This window comes from Curtobacterium sp. L1-20, from assembly GCF_048755855.1.
Taxonomy (GTDB): Bacteria; Actinomycetota; Actinomycetes; order Actinomycetales; family Microbacteriaceae; genus Curtobacterium.
In genome coordinates this window covers 1,971,731-1,990,870 of the sequence record NZ_CP151473.1, presented here as the reverse complement: position 1 = coordinate 1,990,870, position 19,140 = coordinate 1,971,731, and the positions used below count along the sequence as shown (strand labels likewise).

Here is a 19,140-nt window from a genome sequence, read left to right as displayed (position 1 = left end):
ATGTGGTGCTCGCACCGACGCTACGGGTGCCGTCCGCGCACTGTCGCCCCGCCACGCCGCGTGTCGTCGATCGCGTCGCGCAAATCTCGTCGAGGTCACTTCGCCGCGCGGATCACGCCGTTGTCCGGCGCACTCACGTCGTACTCGACGACGACCCCGGGGTTCCGTGCCGCGTGGTCCTTCACGAGGGCCGCGAGCAGCGCCGCCTTCGCATCGGAGTCGTCCGGGTTGCCCCAGACCACGGTCGACTTGTCCTTCAGGCTCAGCGTCACGTCGTCGGCGGTGGACGCCCGCACGCTCGTGACCTGCGTGCGCACGGCCGACGGCAGCGCCAGCACGACCTCGGTCATGGTGCGGAACACCGGGGACCCGAGCCTGGCGCTGCCGATGTCGGCCACCGGCATGCCCGCTGGCTGCGTGGGCGACGACTGTACGACGATGCCGGCGGGGTCGACGAGGTCGAACGACTTCCCGGACCGGACCGCGACGACCGGGGTGCGCTCGGTGACCGTCACCACGAGGGTGTGGGGCGGCGCCTCCTCGGTGACGTAGCTCTCGATGAGCGGGAAGCCCGCGATGTCCCGCTTGATCTCCTCGAAGTCGACGCGTGCCAGCGGCGTGCCGATCTGGTCGGACAGCGCCCGACGGAGCTGCGCGTCGTCGACACGGTTCGTGCCCTTGACCTCGATCGTCTGCAGGGCCATCAGCGGCGAGTACACGGCCACGAGGATCGAGACGCCGAAGACCAGGACGATGCTCGCGCCGGTGATCCACCAGGCACGACGGTGCCGGCTGCGCCGGGTGAAGCGACGGACCTCGGCGCGTTCGAGGAGCCGACGACGGCGCTTCGCCACCCGTGCCTCACGGGCGGTCTCCGCGGCACGGACGCCGGCACCGATCGGGGTCTCGTGCTCGTCGTGGTGGGCCGCGTCCGCGTGGAGGTCGGCGACGACCGCACCCGTGTCCGCGCCCCGCACCCCGTCGCTGCGGTGCGCGACGCCCGGAGCAGGGTGCGACCCGGGGTGGTCCTCGTCGGGGGTGTACTCGCGGAGCCGGTCCTTCACGGTCGAGAAGCCCACGTTCAGCCGGCGTCCGGCCGCACCGGCGAAGGCGCCGGCCCGGTCGCGGGCCGACGCACCGGACGCGTCCGGTGCCCCTGCCGTGGCGGGCGCGTCGGCGGTGGACCCGGCCGTGTCGTCGACGGGGACCGACCCGGCGGTGTCGGGGCGCGCCTCCAGGCCGTCGGGAGCCGGGTCGCGCGGGCGACGCCGCGGGATCAGCGGGGCACGGCGCTGCCGCGGCGCCGAGGCGTCGTCGGCCGACGCGTCCGGCTGGACCGGACGCTCGTCGAACCCCTCGGGACGCTTCACCGGGACAGCGCCTCGAGGACCTGCGGGATGATGCGGTACACGTCGCCGCAGCTCAGGGTCATGATGATGTCGCCGTTACGCGCGACCGCCGCGGCACGGGCCGAGGCCTCGTCCCAGTCGGGCAGGAACTCGACGCGGGACTGGTCGGCGAAGCGCTCCTGGACCAGGGCGCCGGTGACGCCGGGCTCCGGGTCCTCGCGCGCGCCGTACACGTCGAGGACGACGGTGTGGTCGGCGAGCTCCTCGTAGACCTTCGCGAAGTCGCCCGCCATCAAGCGCGTGCGCGAGTACAGGTGCGGCTGGTGGATCGCGATGATCCGACCGTCGCCGACGACGTTCCGTGCGGCTTTGAGCGCCGCGGCGACCTCGGTCGGGTGGTGCGCGTAGTCGTCGTACACCGACACACCGCGCTCGACGCCGTGCAGTTCGAAGCGACGCTGCGTCCCGCCGAACGCCTCGATGCCGCGGATCGCGTCGGCCGGGGCCACGCCGAGGCCGGTGAGGACCGCGAAGGCACCGACGGCGTTCACCGCGTTGTGGCGACCGGGGACGCGGAGCGTCAGGTGGTACGCCGTGCCGGCTGCCCGGAAGTCGACCTCCACCCCCGCGGACTCGGTGACGCCCTCGATGCGGACGTCGGCGTCGGCGGCCTCGCCGAAGGTGACGACCTCGGGGGCGTCCGCCCGCTGCCGCACCCCGGCGGTGACCCGCTTCGCGCCGGCGTCGTCGCTCGAGATGACGATCCGCTCGGACGCCTTCGCGGCGAACTCGACGAACGCGTCGATGAATGCGTCCTCGCTGCCGTAGTGGTCGAGGTGGTCCGCGTCGACGTTGGTGATCAGCGCGACCGCGACGTCGTAGAGCAGGAACGAGCCGTCGGACTCGTCGGCCTCGACCACGAACAGGTCGCTCGACCCGGGCGCCGAGCTGGTGCCGAGGGACTGGATGACACCGCCGTTGACGAAGCTCGGGTCGAGCCCGAGCTCCACCATGGCGGTGACGATCATGCCCGTCGAGGTCGTCTTGCCGTGCGCGCCGGCGACCGCGACCAGGCGGTGGTCGGCGATGAGGGCGGCGAGGGCCTGCGACCGGTGGAGCACCGGCAGGCCGCGACGCTGTGCCTCGAGGAGCTCCGGGTTGTCCGGCCAGAGGGCGCTCGTCACGACGATCGTGTCCGCGTCGCCGACGTTCGCGGCGTCGTGGCCGATGTGCACCTCGGCGCCGAGCTCGCGCATCGTGCCCGTCGTGGCGGTCTCGCGGGAGTCGCTGCCCGTCACACGGTGGCCCGCGGCGAGGAACAGCCGCGCGATGCCGCTCATGCCGGAGCCGCCGATGCCGACGAAGTGCACCGTGCCGAGGTCGTCCGGGATCGGCTGCGTCAGGTCCGGCTTGATGGTCATCGTTCCTCCGTGGTGCTGGTGGTGCCGGCGTCGGTCCCGCTGCTCGCGCCCGTCCCGGTGCCGGCGCGCTTCGCGGCGTCGAGCACGAGGTCCGTCATCCGATCGGCGCCGTCGCGGTGCCCGACGCTGCCGGCGCGGACCGTCATGTCGGCGATGCGGGCGCGGTCCTGCAGGATGTCCAGCAGCTGGAACGTCACCCAGTCCTCGTCGAATTCCCCGTCGGCGACGAGGACCGCTCCCCCGGCGTCGACGACGTCCTTCGCGTTGTGCCGCTGCTCGCCGTTGCCGACAGGGTACGGCACCAGCACGCTCGGCAGGCCGACGGCGGTGAGCTCGCACACCATGCCGGCACCGGACCGCGAGACCACGAAGTCGCTCGCCGCGTAGGCGAGGTCCATCCGGTCGCAGTACGGCAGCACGTGGTAGCCGTCGAGGTCGCTCGGCCCGATGTCCGACTTCGCCCCGACGACGTGGAGCACCTGCCACCCGGCCCCGACGATGGTCGCCGCCGACCGGTTGACGGTGCGGTTGATGCTCCGGGCGCCGGAGGATCCGCCGGTGACCAGCAGGACCGGCCGGGCCGGGTCGAGACCGAACTCGGCGAGCCCCTCGGCCCTGGCCGCACGGCGGTCGAGCGACTCGATCTCGCGGCGCAGCGGCATGCCCACCACGCGGCCGTGCCGCAGCCGGGTGTTCGAGAAGGTCAGCCCGACGTGGTCGGTGAGGAACGCGGCGAGGCGGTTCGCCAGCCCGGGCTTCGCGTTCTGCTCGTGCACGACGATCGGGGTGCCGGTCCGCCGGGCCGCGACGTACGCGGGCGCGGCCGCGTAGCCGCCCACGCCGAGGACGACCTCGACCTCGTGCTCGCGGATGAGCTGCTCGGTCCGCTGCACCGCGCGCCAGAACGCACCGGGGAAGCGCAGGGCCGCGGCGTTCGGCTTCCGGGGGAACGGCAGGCGCGGGATGGTCAACAGCTCGTAGCCGCGCATCGGGACGAGCCGTGACTCCAGGCCCTCCGCGGTGCCGAGCACGAGCACACGGGCATCGGGCGTCCGCTCGGTCAGCCGGTCGGCGACGGCGAGCAGGGGGTTGACGTGCCCGGCGGTGCCACCGCCGGCGAAGAGGTACGTGCTCACCGGAGTGGTCCGTTCGTGGGTGCGAGGGCGTTCTTGCCGGGGAGGTCCCGCGCGAAGGACAGGACGACGCCGATGGCGACGAGCGTCATGATCAGCGCGGACCCACCGGCGGAGATGAGTGGGAGGGGCACGCCGAGGACCGGCAGCAGGCCGAGCACCACGGCGATGTTGACGAGCGCCTGGCCGATGATCCACGCCATGATCCCGCCGGTCACCGTCTTCACGAACGGGTCGCGGGACTGGCGGATGACCTTGATCATGCTGATCGCGAGCACGACGAACAGGGCGAGCACGACGACGGCGCCGACGAGCCCGAGCTCCTCGCCGATGATGGCGAAGATGTAGTCGTTGTCCGCCTCGGGCAGCCACGACCACTTCGCCTTCGAGTTGCCGAGCCCGACGCCGAACACCCCGCCGGAGGCGAGTGCCCACATGCCGTGGACCGGCTGCCAGCAGAGGTCCTGGTACTGGTTCGAGTCGGTGCAGCCGGACAGCCAGGCACTGATGCGCACCTGCCGTGACGTCGAGGCCATGGTCACGAACGGCAGCACGACGAGCATCGTCACGACCCCGACGAGCAGGTGCTTCGCCCGGGCGCCGCCGACGTACAGCGCGCCGAGGACGAGCAGCACCATGATCATCGCGGTGCCCTGGTCACCGCCGAGCACGACCAACCCGAGCGCGAGGACCGAGGCGATCCCGACGGGGACGAAGACCTCTTTCCAGTCGTCGATCTTGTCCCGCTTGACGTACATGATCGCGCCGATGCCGAGTGCCAGGCCGAGCTTGACGACCTCCGACGGCTGCGCCGTGAACCACGAGCCGATGCCGATCCAGTTCCGGTTGCCCTGCACGTCGATGCCGAGCGGCGTGTAGACGAGCAGCTGCAGCACGAGCGCGGCGCCGAGCAGGCGCATCGCCCACTTCCGCCACCACCGCGCCGGGACGCGGCTGGCGACGAGCATGAGCGGCACGCCGAGGACGGCGTAGAGCCCCTGCCGGGACGCCGCTCCGAAGAAGTCGTGGGTCGCGGCGTACTGCTCGACGCTCGACGAGGACAGCACCATGACCACGCCGAACACGACGAGGAAGAGCGTCACGCCGAGGATCGTGTAGAAGGTGCTCGACTCGGCGACGAAGACGTTCTTGACCGCGACCACGGCACCGTTCGGCCGACGGGCACCGTCCGTGCCACGGGCACCGGGTACGTTTCCGGTGGCGCTGCCGGCCGTGCTGCCGGCCGTGCTGCGCGGGCTACGCCCGTTCGCCGGGAAGTCCGTCGGTGTCGCCATCGGCGTTGCCTCCCAGGTGCTCGTGGACCGCCGCCGCGAATCGACGCCCCCGGTCCGCGTAGGAGCCGAACTGGTCGAACGACGCCGCGGCCGGGGCGAGGAGGACCGTGTCGCCCGGTCTCGCGACCGAAGCGGCATGCCGGACCGCCTCGGGCATGACCTGATCAGTGTCCGCTGCTTCGACCTGCAGGACGGGCACCCCGGGCGCGTGTCGCGCGAATGCCTCGAGCACGGGTGCGCGGTCGGTGCCGATCACGACGACGCCGCGGACGTCCGGACCGAAGCGTTCGACGAGTCCGTCGACGTCGACGCCCTTGAAGAGGCCGCCGACGACCCAGACGACCTTGTCGAACGACGCCAACGACGCGGTGGCCGCGTGCGGGTTCGTGGCCTTCGAGTCGTCCACCCAGGCGATCCCGTCCGCGGTCGCGACGAGTTCGGTGCGGTGGTGGTCGGTGCGGAAGCCCTGCACCGCGGAGCGGATCGCCGCGGGCTGCACGCCGGCGGCACGGGCGAGCGCGGCGGCCGCCAGGACGTTCATGGTCATGTGCGGGCTGGCCAGCCCGGCCTGTTCGAGGTCCGCGACGGTTGCCAGCTCCAACGCGCTGCTCTGCCGGTTCTCGGCGAACGCGCGGTCGCACAGGACGTCCTCGACGATCCCGACGTCGCCCGGCGCGGGGATGCCCGGGCCGAAGCCGACGGCCCGGCACCCCTCGACGACGTCGGCGTCCTCGACCATGCGACGCGTGGCGTCGTCGGTCGTGTTGTAGACGCAGGCCATCACGGTGCGCTCGTAGACCTTCGCCTTCGCCGCGCGGTACGCCTCGGCGGAGCCGTGCCACTCGAGGTGGTCGTCGGCGATGTTCAGGCAGGTGCTGGCCAGCGGCACGAGGGCGCCGTCCCCCGTGGTCGGCAGGTAGTGGAGCTGGTGGCTCGACAGCTCGACCACGAGCACATCGAAGCCGTCCGGGTCACGGACGACGTCGAGCACCGGGACGCCGATGTTGCCGCACGCCACGGCGCGGAGGCCGCCGGCCTCGAACATCGCGGTGGTCAGCTGCGTGGTGGTCGTCTTGCCGTTCGTTCCGGTGATCGTCACCCACGGCGCGGCGACCGGGCCGCGCACGACCTTGTCACGGACGCGCCAGGCGAGCTCCACGTCGCCCCAGACGGTGCTGTTCGCCACGGCCCACTGCACGGTCGCGTTGTGCGGGGGCAGGCCGGGCGACACGACCACGAGGTCGGGTCCCTGCTGCTCCAGCACCGCGGGCACGGCGTCGAGCGGGGTGCGCTCGAACCGTGCGCCGATGACGTCGAGCAGCTCCACCGTGTCGGAGGGGCCCTCGGGGGCGTACACCGTGACCTCGCTGCCGAGCTCGACGAGGGTGTCGGCGACCGAGAAGCCCGAGGCTCCGAGGCCCAGGACGGCGACGTTCAGGCCCTTCCAGCCCTCGGCGTACCAGCTGTCGAGGCCGTCGAGGCGACCGGCGGGCGTCGGGGCGGCGTCAACCAACTCGTGCGATCCATTCCAGGTAGAAGAGTCCGACACCGGCCGCGACGCAGAGCCCCGCGATGATCCAGAACCGGACGACGACGGTCACCTCGGCCCACCCCTTCAGTTCGAAGTGGTGGTGCAACGGGCTCATCCGGAAGATGCGCTTGCCGTGGGTGATCTTGAAGTAGGCGCGCTGCAGGATGACCGAGCCGGTGACGATGAAGAACAGCCCGCCGATGAGGACGAGGAGCAGCTCGGTGCGGCTGAGGATCGCGAGACCCGCCAGCGCACCGCCGAGGCCGAGCGACCCGGTGTCGCCGAGGAAGATCTGTGCCGGCGAGGTGTTGTACCAGAGGAAGCCGATGAGGCCGCCGCAGACCGCGGCCGCGACGACGGCCAGGTCGAGCGGGTTGGTCACGGTGTAGCAGGCGTGCGCGGTGTTGGCGTCGAGCCGGGCGCCGCCGCAGATCTGGTTCGACTGCCAGAACCCGATGATGACGTACGAGCCGATCGCCAGGATGCTCGACCCGGTGGCGAGTCCGTCGAGGCCGTCCGCCACGTTCACGCCGTTCGAGGTCGAGACGGTGAGCAGGACGATCCACGCCAGGAACAGCACGGTGCCGATCACGGTGCCGAGGGCCATGAAGTCCAGCCACGGGACGTCCCGGATCGCGGAGATCATCGTCGACGCCGGCGGCTTGCCGTTCGCCGTCGGGACGACGAGCGCGATCGTCGCGAAGATCACGCCGACGATCACCTGGCCGAGCACCTTGGCCCAGCCGCCCAGCCCCAGGCTCCGCTGTCGCCGGACCTTGAGGAAGTCGTCGATGAACCCGACGAAACCGAGGCCGACCATCAGGAAGAGCACGAGCAGCCCGGACAGGGTGACGGAGTCACGACCGACCAGGTGGCCGACGAAGTAGCCGAGCACCGCGCCGATGATGAGGACGATGCCGCCCATCGTGGCGGTCCCGCGCTTCGTGTGGTGCGACTGGGGGCCGTCGTCGCGGATGAACTGTCCCCAGCCGAGGCGGTGGAACAGCTTGATGAACAACGGCGTGAGCAGCAGTGTGAACACCAGCGACACGGCGCCGGCGATCAGGAGGGCGATCATTCGGTGACACCTCCGAGGCGGTCGCCGAGGAATCGCAGTTCGGCGGACTTCGAGGACTTGACGAGGACGACGTCGCCGGGGCGGAGCATGTCCTGCAGCTGGTGGACGGCGTCGTCGACGTCCTCGATGAACACGGACTCGCCGTCCCACGATCCCTCGAGGGTGGCGGCCTGGTGGATCGGCATCGCGCCGCGGCCGACGACCACGAGCTGTCCGATGCCGAGGCGGACGACGAGCCGACCGATGCGGTCGTGCTCCTCGACGGAGTACTCACCGAGCTCGGCCATCTCGCCGAGCACGGCGACGGTCCGCTCCCCCGGACGCACGATCTGCGCCAGGGTCCGCAGCGCCGCCGCGGTGGAGTCGGGCGATGCGTTGTAGGCGTCGTTGATGACGGTGACGCCCTCCGGACCGTCCTGCAGGAGCTCCATGCGCCAGCGCTCGGCGCGCGTCATCGACGCGAGCGCCGCCGCACCGGCGGCGAGGGGCACGCCCCAGAGGTGGGCCACGGTGAGCGCGGCGGACGCGTTCATCGCGTGGTGCTCGCCCAGGATCGCGAGGCGGACGTCGACGGTCTCGGGGAGGTGATCCGTGCCTCCAGGCCGGCTGTCGCCACCACGGACGGGAGGCGCGGTGAGCGTGAAGCGGGTGCCACTGCGGTCCGTCTCGATGCCGGTGATGCGGTAGTCGGCCTCCGCCGACGTGCCGAAGCCGACCACGTGCGCGGCCGTCAGGTCGCTCATCGACGCGACGCGGTCGTCGTCGACGTTCAGGAGCGCCGTCGCGGTGGCCGGCAGGTCCGTGACCATCTCGGACTTGGCGCGCTGCGTTGCCTCGATGCCGCCGAACTCGCCGGCGTGCGCGAGGCCCACCTTGAGGACGACGCCGACGTCGGGCTCGGCGATCGCGACCAGCTTCGCGATGTGCCCCACGCCGCTCGCCCCCATCTCGACGACGAGGTACCGGGTGCCGTGCGTGATCCGCAGCATCGAGATCGGTGCGCCGACGTGGTTGTTGAACGACCCCTGCGGCGCGATCGTCGCCCCGTGCTGCTCGAGGATCGTGCGGAGCATGTTCTTCGTGCTCGTCTTGCCGTTCGAGCCGGTGATGCCGACCACCCGCAGGGGTGCCGGGCGGCCGTCGGCGTCGACGCGGTCGGCGCTCGCCATCCGGACGCGGGTGACCACCTCGTGCGCGAGCGCGGCGAGGGCCGCGTAGCCGTCCTGCACGACGATCTGCGGGGCGCTCGTCTCGACGCGCTCGGGGGTCACGACGAGCGCTGCACCGGCCTCGGTGGCGGCCGGCACGAAGCGGCGCCCGTCGGTGACCTCGCCGGGCAGCGCGAAGAAAACGCTGCCCGGACGGACCAGCCGCGAGTCGGTCTCGACGGCCCCGTCGACGACGAGGTCGCCCTGGTCGGCGACGTCCGTGGCCTGGGCGCCGGGGATCAGCTCGCCGTCGACCGCAGCGGCGATCTCGGCGAGGGTCAGGGCGATCATCGGTCGTCCTCGGCGGGGCCGGCAGTCGGCTCCCAGCCGGCCTCGCGGAGGGCCTGGCGGGCCTCGTCGCGAGCCGAGTACGGGGTGCGGACGCCCTGGATGTCGCGGTAGTCCTGGTGGCCGGGTCCGGCCCACAGGATCGAGTCGCCGTCGCCGAGCAGGCCGACGGACGTGCGGATCGCGGCCTCGGGCGGGCTGACCTCGTGGATCTCGTGCTCCGGGTAGGCCGCGCGGGCGGCGTCGACGAGGGTCTTCCGGATCGACGCGGCGTCCTCGAACCGGGGGTGGTGGTCCGTGATCACGAGGATGTCCGACCCGGCCGCGGCGATGCGGGCCATGTCGGCGCGCTTCGTCTTGTCGCGGTCGCCGTCGGCGCCGAACAGCATGAGGACCTTGCCGGGGGTGAACTGCCGGACGGCGGCGAGGGTGTTCTCGAACGCGTCGGGGCTGTGCCCGAAGTCCACGTACACGCTGGGACCGCGGTCCCCCGAGACCCGCTCGGTGCGGCCGGGCAGGTAGCACTCGATGGCGGACACGCGGCGTGCTCCGCCGTCACGCTCACCCGCGTCGTCCTCATCGGCGTAGCGACGGTGGCCCGACTCGAGCGCGTGCGCGATCGCGCCGAGCTCGAAGCCTCCCTCGACGAGCATCACGATCGCCAGCGCGGCGTTCGCGGCCATGTGCCAGCCGATGAGCGGGACACGGGTGGTGAGCTCGCGGTCCTCCGGTCCGGTCAGGCGGAACTCGGTGTAGGCGGCGTGGGCCTCGACGATGTCGACGTGCCACTCGGCCTCGACGTCCGGGTGCACGGTGATCGTCGTCACGGGGATGCGGGAGTCCTGCACCACGCGGTGGCCCCAGTCCGTGTCGAGCGAGACGACGCCGCGACGGGCGTGCTCCGGCTCGAACAGCGGGAGCTTCGCGTGGTAGTACTCCTCCATGTCGGCGTAGTCGTCGAGGTGGTCGTGCGACAGGTTCGTGAAGGCCGCGACGTCGAAGACGATGCCGTCGACGCGGTGCCGGCTGAGGGCCTGCGCGCTCACCTCGACGGCGACGGCGCGGACCTCGCTCTCCCGCATGCGGGCGAGGAGCGCGTGCATCTCGCTGGCCTCGGGCGTGGTGAGGCGGCTCGTCACGCTGAGCGAGCCGATGTGGCGCTCGGCCGTCGAGCTGAGGCCGGTGACGAGCCCGAGCTGCTTGAGGATCCCCTCGAGGATGTACGAGGTGCTCGTCTTGCCGTTCGTGCCGGTGACGGCGAACAGCTGCGGCAGGTCCGTGGCCTCGTCCGGGTGCGTGCGGTAGACCCACGCCGACACGTCCCCCAGGGCCGCGCGCGGGTCGTCGACGACGAGGACCGGCAGGCCGGACGGCTCCGCCAGGGCGACACCGTCGGCGTCGGTCAGGACCGCGACCGCGCCGCGCTCGGCGGCCTCGGTCGCGAACTGCGCGCCGTGGCGGTTCGCGCCGTGCACACCGACGAAGAGGTCGCCCGGCTGCACCTCGGCGGCGCTCAGCGTCACGCCGGTCGTCTCGACGGCGTCGAGCGAGCCGACGACCCGCAGACCGAACGCGTTCGCGAGTTCGGCGACCGCCCTCGGGGTCGGGTGTTCTGGTCGGAGGACCGGGGGGATCCGTGCGGACAAGTGCTCCTTCTTCCTCACCACGTGGACGGGTACAGCTTCGCCTGCGACGTGGAGGGGGCTACTCGGTACTTCTCGAGCACCTGGGACATGAGGGTTCGGAACGCCGGAGCCGCGGCGGACGAGAACTTGCTCGCCTGCGGCTTCGTGAACGTCACCGTGACAACATACTGGGGGTCCTCGGCGGGTGCCATTCCGGCCACCGAGATGATGCGCTGGCTGCCGTAGCCCTTCGATCCCTCGGCGACCTCGGCGGTCCCCGTCTTCGCGGCGATGTTGTAGCCGGAGATCGGGTCCATGCCCGACAGCGTGCCGCCCTTGACGACGTTCTGCAGCATGTCGGTGACCTGCGTGGCGGCCGCGGCGGACACGACGCGCGTCGGCTGCACGTCGGGCGCGTCGATCGTCTTGCCGTCGGACGTCTCGCAGCCCTTCACGAAGTGCAGCGGGATGCGCACCCCCTGGTTCGCGATCGCCTGGAAGACGCCCGCGACCTGGATCGCCGTCGTCGAGATGCCCTGCCCGAACATCGAGTTGATGTTCGTCTGCTGGCTCCAGTCGGGCGTGGAGCCGTAGTCCATCGTCGGCTGGCCGGGGTAGTCGATCGCCGACTCCGGCTGGAACAGCCCGAACTTCTTCATGTACTCGTACCGCTGCTGCTGCGTCAGGCGTTCGCCGAGCATCGTGATGCCGACGTTCGACGAGTTCTGCAGGATCCCGGCCAGCGTCAGGTGCTCGGTCGCGTGGAACTCGGCGTCCTTGATCGAGCCGCCCCAGGGGAACGACCGCGTGTACGGCACGGTGGCCTGGTCGGTGGGGCTCGACTTGCCCTGGTCGATGAGCGCCGCCGCGATCGCCGCCTTGATCGTCGACCCCGGCTCGTACGACGCGGTCAGCGCCCGCGACCCGAAGGCACCCTTGTCGGTGGTGGCGTCGACGTCGTTCGGGTCGACCGTCGGGTAGTCCGCGATCGCGAGGAGTTCGCCTGTCTTCACGCTGGTGACCGTCGCCGTCGCGGACTCCGCCCGCAGCGTCTTCGCCGCCGAGGCGATCGTCTGCTGTGCCATGTACTGCAGGTCGCTGTCGATCGTCGTCTCGAGCGTGCCGCCGTCCTTGGCCTCCTTGGTGGTCACGGTGCTGCCGGGCAGCTGCACGCCGTCCTCACCGCGCTCGTAGGTCTCCGAGCCGTTGGCACCCGCGAGGCACTTGTCGTAGGCGTACTCGAGGCCGGCCTGCGCGCCGTCGGTGCCCATGAAGCCGGTGATGTTGCCCGTCGTGGCGCCGGTCGGGTAGGTCCGCGCCGACTGCTGCTCCGGGTAGGTCCACGGGACGCCGAGCGCCTTCACGGCCTCGTAGTGCTTCACGTCGAGCCCCTTGACGAGGTAGGCGAAGTCGGACTTCGGGTCCGCGGCGATGTTCTTCCGCATCGTCCCCACGTCGCCGCCGGAGGCCTTCGCGATCGCGGTCAACGCCTGCTCGACCGACACCTGCTTGATCCGCGTCCCGCCGAGCTTGCCCTCGAAATTCTTCACGAGGCGGGGCGAGGTGGTGATGTTGTACCGAGTGACGCTGTCGGCGAGTTCGGTGCCGTTCCGGTCGACGATCGAACCGCGGGTGCCGTAGATCGTGACGGGGATGCTGCGCTTGGCCTTCGACTGCTCGTTGAGGTCGGCGGCCTGCACGACCTGGATGTCGACCAGACGGATCACGAAGACCGCCACCAGGGCGATCACGGCGATGATCACGACGCTGTAGCGCAGTCGTCGGCTGCGGATCGTCTTCGTCACGCGGTGCGGTCCTTCCGAGGCGTCGGCGGTGGTGCGTCGGGGCGAGCTGGTTCGGGCTCCCCCGGCCCCGAGGTCACCGGGTGGAGGGCGCCTGGAGCTGGTTCGCGTCGGACTCTACGTCGGCCGTCGAGGATGCCCCGCCCGACGCGCTGGCGCCTGCGGTCTTCCCAGTGTCGGCGGCCGTCTTCCCGGTGTCGGCCGCGGCGGTGTCGGCCGCGGCAGCGGCACCGGCCGCGCCGGCGGTCGCCCCGGGGTCGGTGGCGGTGCCGGCAGCGGAGGACGCCGTGCTGTCGCTGCCCGTCGTCGACCCGCTCGCCTTGCTCGTCGAGGTGTCCCCCTGCTTCGCCGCGAGCGGGACGTCCGCCAGCAGCGAGTTCGGCACCTGGTTCTCCGTGCTCGCGGTGGCCTGGTCGGCGACCGCCGGCGTCGGCGTCCCGTACACCCGGCCGGTGCGCGGGTCGAGGTAGACCGGCGTCGAGTTCGCGATCATCCCGAGCGCCTGCGCGTTCCGGGCGAGGTTCTGCGGCGAGTCGAGGACACGGAGGTCCTCCGACAGGGACTGCTGGGTCCGCGCCAGGTTCGTCTGCTCGGCACCGAGGGAGTCGAGCGTGTACGCACCCTGGCTGAGCACCATGCTGATGCCGAGCTGCGCCAGGAGCAGGATGCCGAGCGACGCCACGGCGACGACGGCGTAGGCGATCCGGGGACGGGCCCGACGCTGCGCGCGGGTCGGCGTGACCTCGACCAGCTCCGGCCGGTCGTGGCGCTCCGGCCGTCGCTCGGGCCGCGGGGCGCGGGACGGGACGACGGCGGGGTCGACGAGTGCGAGGTTCGTGCTCATGTCACTTCCGGATCCGCTCGGCCGCGCGCAGGCGCACGGGGGTTGCTCGTGGGTTGGCGGCGCGTTCGGCCTCGTCGGCCAGTTCGGCGCCCTTGACGATCAGGGACCAGGTGGGGGCGTGCTCGGGCAGCTCGACCGGCAGGCCGGCGGGGGCGCTGGACTTCGTGCGCTCCACCAGTGCCCGCTTGACGATGCGGTCCTCGAGTGACTGGTACGACTCGACGACGATCCGGCCGCCGACCGCGATCGCGTCGAGCGCTGCCGGGATCGCACGCTCGAGCACGCTCAGCTCGGCGTTGACCTCGATGCGCAGCGCCTGGAACACGCGCTTCGCCGGGTGGCCCTGCCGCTGCACGGCCACCGGCGTCGCGTCGTGGAGCACCTGCACCAGGTCACCCGACATCTCGAACGGCGCGGTCGCGCGGCGCTCGACGATGGCACGGGCGTAGCGACCCGCGAGCTTCTCCTCGCCGTAGCGCTGGAAGATGCGACGCAGTTCGCCCTCGTCGTAGGTGGCGAGCACGTCGGCCGCGGTCTGCCCCTCGGTCCGGTCCATCCGCATGTCGAGCGGGGCGTCCTGGCTGTAGGCGAAACCGCGTTCGGCACGGTCGAGCTGGAGGGACGAGACGCCGAGGTCGAACAGGACACCGTGGACCTCGGTGAAGCCCTCGCCCTCGATCGCGTCGGCGATGCCGTCGTAGACGGTGTGCACGAGGCGGACCCGGTCGCCGAAGCGGGCCAGCCGCTCGCCGGCGATGCCGAGCGCGTCGGTGTCACGGTCCAGCCCGATGAGCGTCAGCTCGGGGAAGCGCTCGAGCAGTCCCTCGGAGTGGCCGCCCATGCCGAGCGTCGCGTCGACGACGACCTTGCCCGGCCCGTCGAGCGTGGGCGTGAAGAGGTCGACGATCCGCTCCAGCATCACCGGGGTGTGCGGGAACCGCGGTGCCCCGTCGGTCTGGTCCTGTCCTGCCATGTGCAGCCCCTCGTCTCCTGGGCCGCGGCTCCGGATCCCCATCCATGCGACCTGACACCGGGGAAGGTGTGTCAGGGCGGACGGCTGGGAGTCCCGATCCACGGATCAGAAGATCCCCGGGATCACCTCCTCGTCGTTGTCGGCGAAGCCCTCTTCGACCTCGGCGTAGTAGGCCTCCCACGCGGGGGTCGACCAGATCTCGGCACGGTCACCGCTGCCGATGACCGTCAGGTCCCGCTCGAGCCCCGCGTACTCGCGGAGGTTCTGCGGGATGGTGACGCGGTTCTGCTTGTCGGGCGTCTCTGCGCTCGCCCCCGAGAGGAAGAGGCGCATGTAGTCCCGGGTGCGCTTCGAGGTCATCGGAGCGGTGCGGATGCGCTCGTGCAGTTGCTCGAACGTGTCCGCGCTGAAGACGACGACGCAGCGCTCCTGCCCGCGGGTCATCACGAGTCCCCCGGACAGTTCGTCCCGGAACTTGGCGGGGAGGATCACGCGACCCTTCTCGTCGAGCTTCGGGGCATGGGTACCGAGTAGCACGTCGGGCCTCCCCTCCGCTCCACCGGACCGTTGCGTGCACCACTTTACTCCACTCCCCTCCCCCTGCCGAGGAAAACGCTCCCCGAATCGCCTTCGTGCCCCGTTCTGGGGCGGTTGAGGGGCGCCCGACCCGCTGCCAGGCCGCGCGGATCCGCGGAAGGGCTGGCCGGTGGAGCGGAGTGGAGGGCGTGGAGGAAAGTGGAGGACTTTCGCAGCCCGGGGTCGACCGGACGGCGCGGCGGCGCCGGGACGTGCCGGCACGGACCGGTACGGGCCATCCGGACGCTCGCCGAGATCGCACTTCCGCGAGTTCGTCGCCGCCAGGACCGCCACGGAGTGCGATCTCAGCGGCCCCGGCCCCGGCCCTGGCCCCGGTCCCGGCCGGGGCCTCGACTCCGGGCCCGTCCCCGCCCCGGACACACGAAACGGGGCCGGTCCCGAAGGACCGACCCCGTGGAGGAGTGTGGAGTGGTGCTAGCTCTGGTCGTTCCGCTTGTCCCAGCGGTCGTTCATGCGGTCCATGAACGAGCCACCGTTGCCACCGCCGGCAGCCGGACGCGACGGGCGGCCGGAGGACCTGCCCGACCGAGGCGCCTTCGCCTTCGGGGCGCGCATGCCGGGACGCAGGGCGAACAGGACGCCGGCGAGCATCACGACGAACCCGAGGATGCCGATCAGTGGCTGGCGGAGGACGAGCCCGACGATGACGATCGCGACACCGGCGAGTGCTCCGAGCACCCCGAGCGTGATCGACGTGTAGCTCGGACGACCCTGGCGGCGTGTGACGCGCGCCACGAAGTCGGAGTCATTCTGGTAGAGGCTCCGCTCCATCTCTTCGAGGAGTCGCTGCTCTTGCTCCGAGAGTGGCATCTGTGTTCCCTCTGTTCCTGGGATCGACGCGTGATTGAGGTGGGTCGAGTCTACGTCCCGACCACTCCACTAGGGTAGGGAGTGTGGCTGAGAGTACGCGATTAGTGGACCTCGTGTCGGCGCGCATCGACCGGGCGCTGGACGACCAACGCGACCGGCTCACCGCCATCAGTCCGGACCTCGCCCCGTTCGACGAGTACGCGCGTGACCTGCTCTCCGGAGGCAAGCGCTTCCGCGCACTGTTCTGCTACTGGGGGTGGCAGTCCGTCGCCGGGCGCTCGGGCTCGTTCGACCCCCTCGCCGAGGGCTCCCGTCAGACCACCGCCGAGGCAATCGTCACCGTCGCCGCCGCCCTCGAGATCTTCCACGCCGCGGCGCTCGTGCACGACGACATCATGGACCGCTCGGACACCCGTCGCGGACGCCCCGCAGCGCACCGCCGGTTCGAGTCCCTGCACGAACGGTCGGGTTGGGTCGGCGACCGCGGCCTCTACGGCACGAACTCCGCCCTGCTGCTCGGCGACCTCCTGCTCTCGCTGAGCGACGCGGTCTTCGACGAGGGCCTGGCGCTGCTCGACCCCGCCCGCGGCCGCATCGTCCGGCAGGAGTTCCACACCATGCGCCTCGACGTCACGGCGGGGCAGTACCTCGACGTGCACGAGGAGACCGCGTGGCCCTCCATCGACGAAGCCGAGCACCTCGTCCGCGCCCAGCGCGTCATCGTCTTCAAGTCGGCGAAGTACTCCGTCGAGGCACCCCTGCTCATCGGCGCCCTCGTGGCCGGCGCGACCGAGGCGCAGCTCGAGGGGCTCCGCGCGTTCGGCCTGCCGCTCGGCGTGGCCTACCAGCTGCGCGACGACATGCTCGGCGTCTTCGGTGACCCCGAGGTCACCGGCAAGCCCGCCGGCGACGACCTGCGCGAGGGGAAGCGCACGGTCCTCATCGCCTCCGCCCGCAAGACGCTCGCGAGCGGCCCCCGCCAGTTGCTCGACGAGCTCCTGGGCGACCCGGACCTCGACGAGGGACAGGTGCAGATGCTCCGCGCGACCCTGACCGAGTCCGGAGCCGTCGCCGCGGTCGAGCGTTCGATCGACCGGCACGTGCAGCGGGCGAAGGCCGCCATCGACGCGGCGCCGCTGACGCCGTCGGCCCGCGAGCAGCTCGTCGCCCTGGCCGACACGGTCAGCCGCCGCGTGGCGTAGACGCGGCCGTCGTCGGACGGGCGCGCCCCGCCCGGAGCAGCGCGGAGCACTGCCACTGAGAAGGGCGACCGAGCCTCGGTCGGGAGGCGCGGTGCCAGCCGGCACCGCGCCTCCCGTCCGTCACTGGGACCGGTCGCGGGCCGCGGGGCCGGGTTGCAGGTGCGACCGGCCGTCAGGAGCGACGGGGCTACAGGAGCGACTGCGCCACGCGGCGCACCTCGGCCTTGCGGCCGGCGCGGAGCGCGGCGATCGGCGAGGTGCCGAGCGCGTCCTCGACGGAGAGCATCCAGCGGACCGCCTCGTCGTCGGTGAAGCCGTTGTCGCTCAGCACGGTGAGGGTGCCGCGCAGTTCGTGCAGGGGCTCCCGGTCCTCGAGGAACTCGATCGGCACCCGGAGCACACCACCGACCCGGGCGGCGAGGAGGGTCTTCTCCTCGAACAGGCGGTGGATCCGGCCGGGGCTGGTGCTGAACAGGTCCACCAGCTCGGGGACGGTCAGCCAGCGCTCGGAGAGGGTCAGGTCGTCGGCGGGTGCAGCACTCACAGGCCCCATGTTGCCGCAAGTGGGCCGGAGCCGCACACTGCCTCGTTCGTCACATCCGTCACACACGGAACATGCGACTCTCTGGTTGACTTGGACACCGCGCCGTGCCAGCGTTGCAGCACCTGTGAGTGCGCACGCACGCGCACGGCTCACCGCACGCGACAGGAGACACCCGTGGACAACGCTGCAGACGAAGACGCCCGGCGCGCACGATCCGCCCGGTTCGCCACCATGCCCATCGTCCTCGCGGGCACGATCGCGGTGACCGCCGGTCTCACCGGCCCGGTCGCACACGCCGATCAGCACCACGAGGACGACAGCGCCCACAAGCGGCACGTCGACCAGGACCGCGCGGTCGACCGCAACGTCGGCGACCGGCCCGTGTTCAGCACCGCCGTCGCCCGTCCGTCGCAGACCACCGTGACCACCGTGGCGGCGACGTCGAAGGCCCCCACCACCTACACCGTGCGCCAGGGCGACACCGTGTCGGGCATCGCCGCCCGCTTCGGGCTGTCCGCGCAGGAGGTCCTGGTCCGCAACGGCCTCGGCTGGAACACGATCATCCACCCCGGTCAGACGCTGCACCTCGCGTCGACGCCGGCGGTCCGTACCGCCTCGACGCGGACGACGTCGAGCACGGGCAGCTACCACGTCAAGCAGGGCGACACCGTGTCGGGTATCGCATCCCGTGTGGGCGTCTCCACCACCGCGCTCCTCAGCGCCAACCAGCTGTCGATGCGCTCGGTCATCTACCCCGGCCAGACCCTGCGCGTGCCGACGGCCGGCTCCGCGCAGCCGACCGCGGCACGCGGCGGCGGCGCGTCCGTGTCCTCCGGCGGATCGACCACGTCGTCGGCCCGGGCCGGCAGCGTCAGGATCGGGACCGGCGACACGATCGCGTCGATCGCAGCGGCGCACGGCGTCTCCGTGTCGTCGCTCCTGTCGGCGAACGGCCTCAGCTACACCAGCACGATCTACGCCGGCAAGACGCTCGTCCTGCCGTCCTCCGGGCCGTCGCTCTCCGCAGAGCAGCGGGGCAACGCGGCGACGATCGTCTCGGTCGGCCGCTCGCTCGGCGTGCCGGACCACGGCATCGTCGTCGCCCTGGCCGCAGCGATGCAGGAGTCGAGCCTCCGCAACCTCGCGCACGGCGACCGCGACTCCGTCGGGCTGTTCCAGCAGCGTCCGAGCCAGGGATGGGGCTCCGCCGCCTCGCTGCAGGACCCGGCGACCGCCGCGAAGCGCTTCTTCACCGGGAACCCGGGCAAGACCCGTGGCCTGCTCGACGTGGCCGGCTGGTCGTCGATGAACGTCGCGACCGCGGCGCAGGCCGTGCAGGTGTCCGCGTACCCCAAGGCCTACGCGCAGTGGGAGAACACGGCGAAGCACCTGCTCGCGTCCCTCTGACCCGGACTCGCCACCACGGCGGACCGCGCCTCC

At 71.7% G+C, this 19,140-nt stretch carries 16 protein-coding genes; 2 read left to right on the top strand and 14 right to left on the bottom strand.

Translation table 11 applies throughout. The features are described 5' to 3' along the window. Window positions 1-95: 95 nt before the first annotated feature. The 13 genes from AAEP86_RS10935 to AAEP86_RS10875 all read right to left on the bottom strand — a co-directional run bounded on the left by AAEP86_RS10935 (window position 96) and on the right by AAEP86_RS10875 (window position 15,954). A complete protein-coding gene (locus tag AAEP86_RS10935) occupies window positions 96-1,370 on the bottom strand; it encodes an FtsQ-type POTRA domain-containing protein (protein ID WP_420367363.1) in 1,275 nt (424 codons plus the stop codon). Continuing rightward, complete coding sequence (murC, locus tag AAEP86_RS10930; RefSeq protein WP_420367362.1) at window positions 1,367-2,770, bottom strand: UDP-N-acetylmuramate--L-alanine ligase; 1,404 nt, start codon at window positions 2,768-2,770, stop codon at window positions 1,367-1,369. The genes AAEP86_RS10935 and murC overlap by 4 nt, the downstream gene beginning before the upstream one ends. Further along, the gene (locus AAEP86_RS10925; protein WP_420367361.1) at window positions 2,767-3,906 is read right to left on the bottom strand and encodes a UDP-N-acetylglucosamine--N-acetylmuramyl-(pentapeptide) pyrophosphoryl-undecaprenol N-acetylglucosamine transferase; all 1,140 of its coding nucleotides are present in this window, start codon (window positions 3,904-3,906) and stop codon (window positions 2,767-2,769) included. The genes murC and AAEP86_RS10925 overlap by 4 nt, the downstream gene beginning before the upstream one ends. Further along, complete coding sequence (gene ftsW, locus AAEP86_RS10920; RefSeq protein ID WP_420367360.1) at window positions 3,903-5,198, bottom strand: putative lipid II flippase FtsW; 1,296 nt, start codon at window positions 5,196-5,198, stop codon at window positions 3,903-3,905. Before ftsW ends, AAEP86_RS10925 begins: the two co-directional genes overlap by 4 nt. Next, entirely contained in the window at window positions 5,161-6,711 is a 1,551-nt protein-coding gene (gene murD, locus AAEP86_RS10915; protein ID WP_420367359.1) for a UDP-N-acetylmuramoyl-L-alanine--D-glutamate ligase, read from the bottom strand. Before murD ends, ftsW begins: the two co-directional genes overlap by 38 nt. Beyond that, window positions 6,704-7,807 (bottom strand): phospho-N-acetylmuramoyl-pentapeptide-transferase, encoded by a 1,104-nt coding sequence (gene mraY / locus AAEP86_RS10910; protein WP_420367358.1) that lies wholly within the window; start codon window positions 7,805-7,807, stop codon window positions 6,704-6,706. The genes murD and mraY overlap by 8 nt, the downstream gene beginning before the upstream one ends. Then, a complete protein-coding gene (locus tag AAEP86_RS10905) occupies window positions 7,804-9,306 on the bottom strand; it encodes a UDP-N-acetylmuramoyl-tripeptide--D-alanyl-D-alanine ligase (RefSeq protein ID WP_420367357.1) in 1,503 nt (500 codons plus the stop codon). The genes mraY and AAEP86_RS10905 overlap by 4 nt, the downstream gene beginning before the upstream one ends. After that, complete coding sequence (locus AAEP86_RS10900; protein ID WP_420367356.1) at window positions 9,303-10,949, bottom strand: Mur ligase family protein; 1,647 nt, start codon at window positions 10,947-10,949, stop codon at window positions 9,303-9,305. The genes AAEP86_RS10905 and AAEP86_RS10900 overlap by 4 nt, the downstream gene beginning before the upstream one ends. Window positions 10,950-10,963: 14 nt before the next feature. Then, window positions 10,964-12,733, bottom strand: a complete 1,770-nt coding sequence (locus AAEP86_RS10895) for a peptidoglycan D,D-transpeptidase FtsI family protein (RefSeq protein ID WP_420367355.1) — start codon at window positions 12,731-12,733, stop codon at window positions 10,964-10,966. A 73-nt stretch (window positions 12,734-12,806) separates the two neighbouring features. After that, the gene (locus AAEP86_RS10890) at window positions 12,807-13,574 is read right to left on the bottom strand and encodes a hypothetical protein (RefSeq protein WP_420367354.1); all 768 of its coding nucleotides are present in this window, start codon (window positions 13,572-13,574) and stop codon (window positions 12,807-12,809) included. A gap of 1 nt (window position 13,575) precedes the next feature. After that, window positions 13,576-14,547, bottom strand: coding sequence for a 16S rRNA (cytosine(1402)-N(4))-methyltransferase RsmH (gene rsmH, locus AAEP86_RS10885; RefSeq protein WP_420367353.1), 972 nt, complete (start codon window positions 14,545-14,547; stop codon window positions 13,576-13,578). A 105-nt stretch (window positions 14,548-14,652) separates the two neighbouring features. Continuing rightward, window positions 14,653-15,084: a division/cell wall cluster transcriptional repressor MraZ gene (mraZ, locus tag AAEP86_RS10880; RefSeq protein WP_058729729.1), complete on the bottom strand. Its 432-nt coding sequence runs from the start codon at window positions 15,082-15,084 to the stop codon at window positions 14,653-14,655. Window positions 15,085-15,558: 474 nt separating this feature from the next. After that, window positions 15,559-15,954 (bottom strand): DUF3040 domain-containing protein, encoded by a 396-nt coding sequence (locus AAEP86_RS10875; RefSeq protein ID WP_420367352.1) that lies wholly within the window; start codon window positions 15,952-15,954, stop codon window positions 15,559-15,561. 83 nt (window positions 15,955-16,037) lie between these two features. Between AAEP86_RS10875 and AAEP86_RS10870 the strand changes: the two genes are divergently transcribed. After that, window positions 16,038-17,156, top strand: a complete 1,119-nt coding sequence (locus AAEP86_RS10870) for a polyprenyl synthetase family protein (protein WP_420367351.1) — start codon at window positions 16,038-16,040, stop codon at window positions 17,154-17,156. Window positions 17,157-17,343: 187 nt separating this feature from the next. On the opposite strand, the gene AAEP86_RS10865 is transcribed toward AAEP86_RS10870, so the two are convergent. After that, complete coding sequence (locus tag AAEP86_RS10865; RefSeq protein WP_420367350.1) at window positions 17,344-17,709, bottom strand: Rv2175c family DNA-binding protein; 366 nt, start codon at window positions 17,707-17,709, stop codon at window positions 17,344-17,346. Between the two features lie 165 nt (window positions 17,710-17,874). Here AAEP86_RS10865 and AAEP86_RS10860 point away from each other — a divergent pair, with 165 nt between their 5' ends. Beyond that, the gene (locus AAEP86_RS10860) at window positions 17,875-19,107 is read left to right on the top strand and encodes a LysM peptidoglycan-binding domain-containing protein (RefSeq protein WP_420367349.1); all 1,233 of its coding nucleotides are present in this window, start codon (window positions 17,875-17,877) and stop codon (window positions 19,105-19,107) included. Window positions 19,108-19,140: the final 33 nt, after the last annotated feature.

Excerpts from the sequence above, each read along its gene's own strand:
- AAEP86_RS10875 (WP_420367352.1), bottom strand. The coding sequence starts at position 15,954 with ATGCCACTCTCGGAGCAAGAGCAGCGACTCCTCGAAGAGATGGAGCGG.
- AAEP86_RS10890 (WP_420367354.1), bottom strand. The coding sequence starts at position 13,574 with ATGAGCACGAACCTCGCACTCGTCGACCCCGCCGTCGTCCCGTCCCGC.
- mraY (WP_420367358.1), bottom strand. The coding sequence starts at position 7,807 with ATGATCGCCCTCCTGATCGCCGGCGCCGTGTCGCTGGTGTTCACACTG.
- murC (WP_420367362.1), bottom strand. The coding sequence starts at position 2,770 with ATGACCATCAAGCCGGACCTGACGCAGCCGATCCCGGACGACCTCGGC.
- AAEP86_RS10865 (WP_420367350.1), bottom strand. The coding sequence starts at position 17,709 with ATGGGGCCTGTGAGTGCTGCACCCGCCGACGACCTGACCCTCTCCGAG.
- ftsW (WP_420367360.1), bottom strand. The coding sequence starts at position 5,198 with ATGGCGACACCGACGGACTTCCCGGCGAACGGGCGTAGCCCGCGCAGC.
- rsmH (WP_420367353.1), bottom strand. The coding sequence starts at position 14,547 with ATGGCAGGACAGGACCAGACCGACGGGGCACCGCGGTTCCCGCACACC.
- AAEP86_RS10905 (WP_420367357.1), bottom strand. The coding sequence starts at position 9,306 with ATGATCGCCCTGACCCTCGCCGAGATCGCCGCTGCGGTCGACGGCGAG.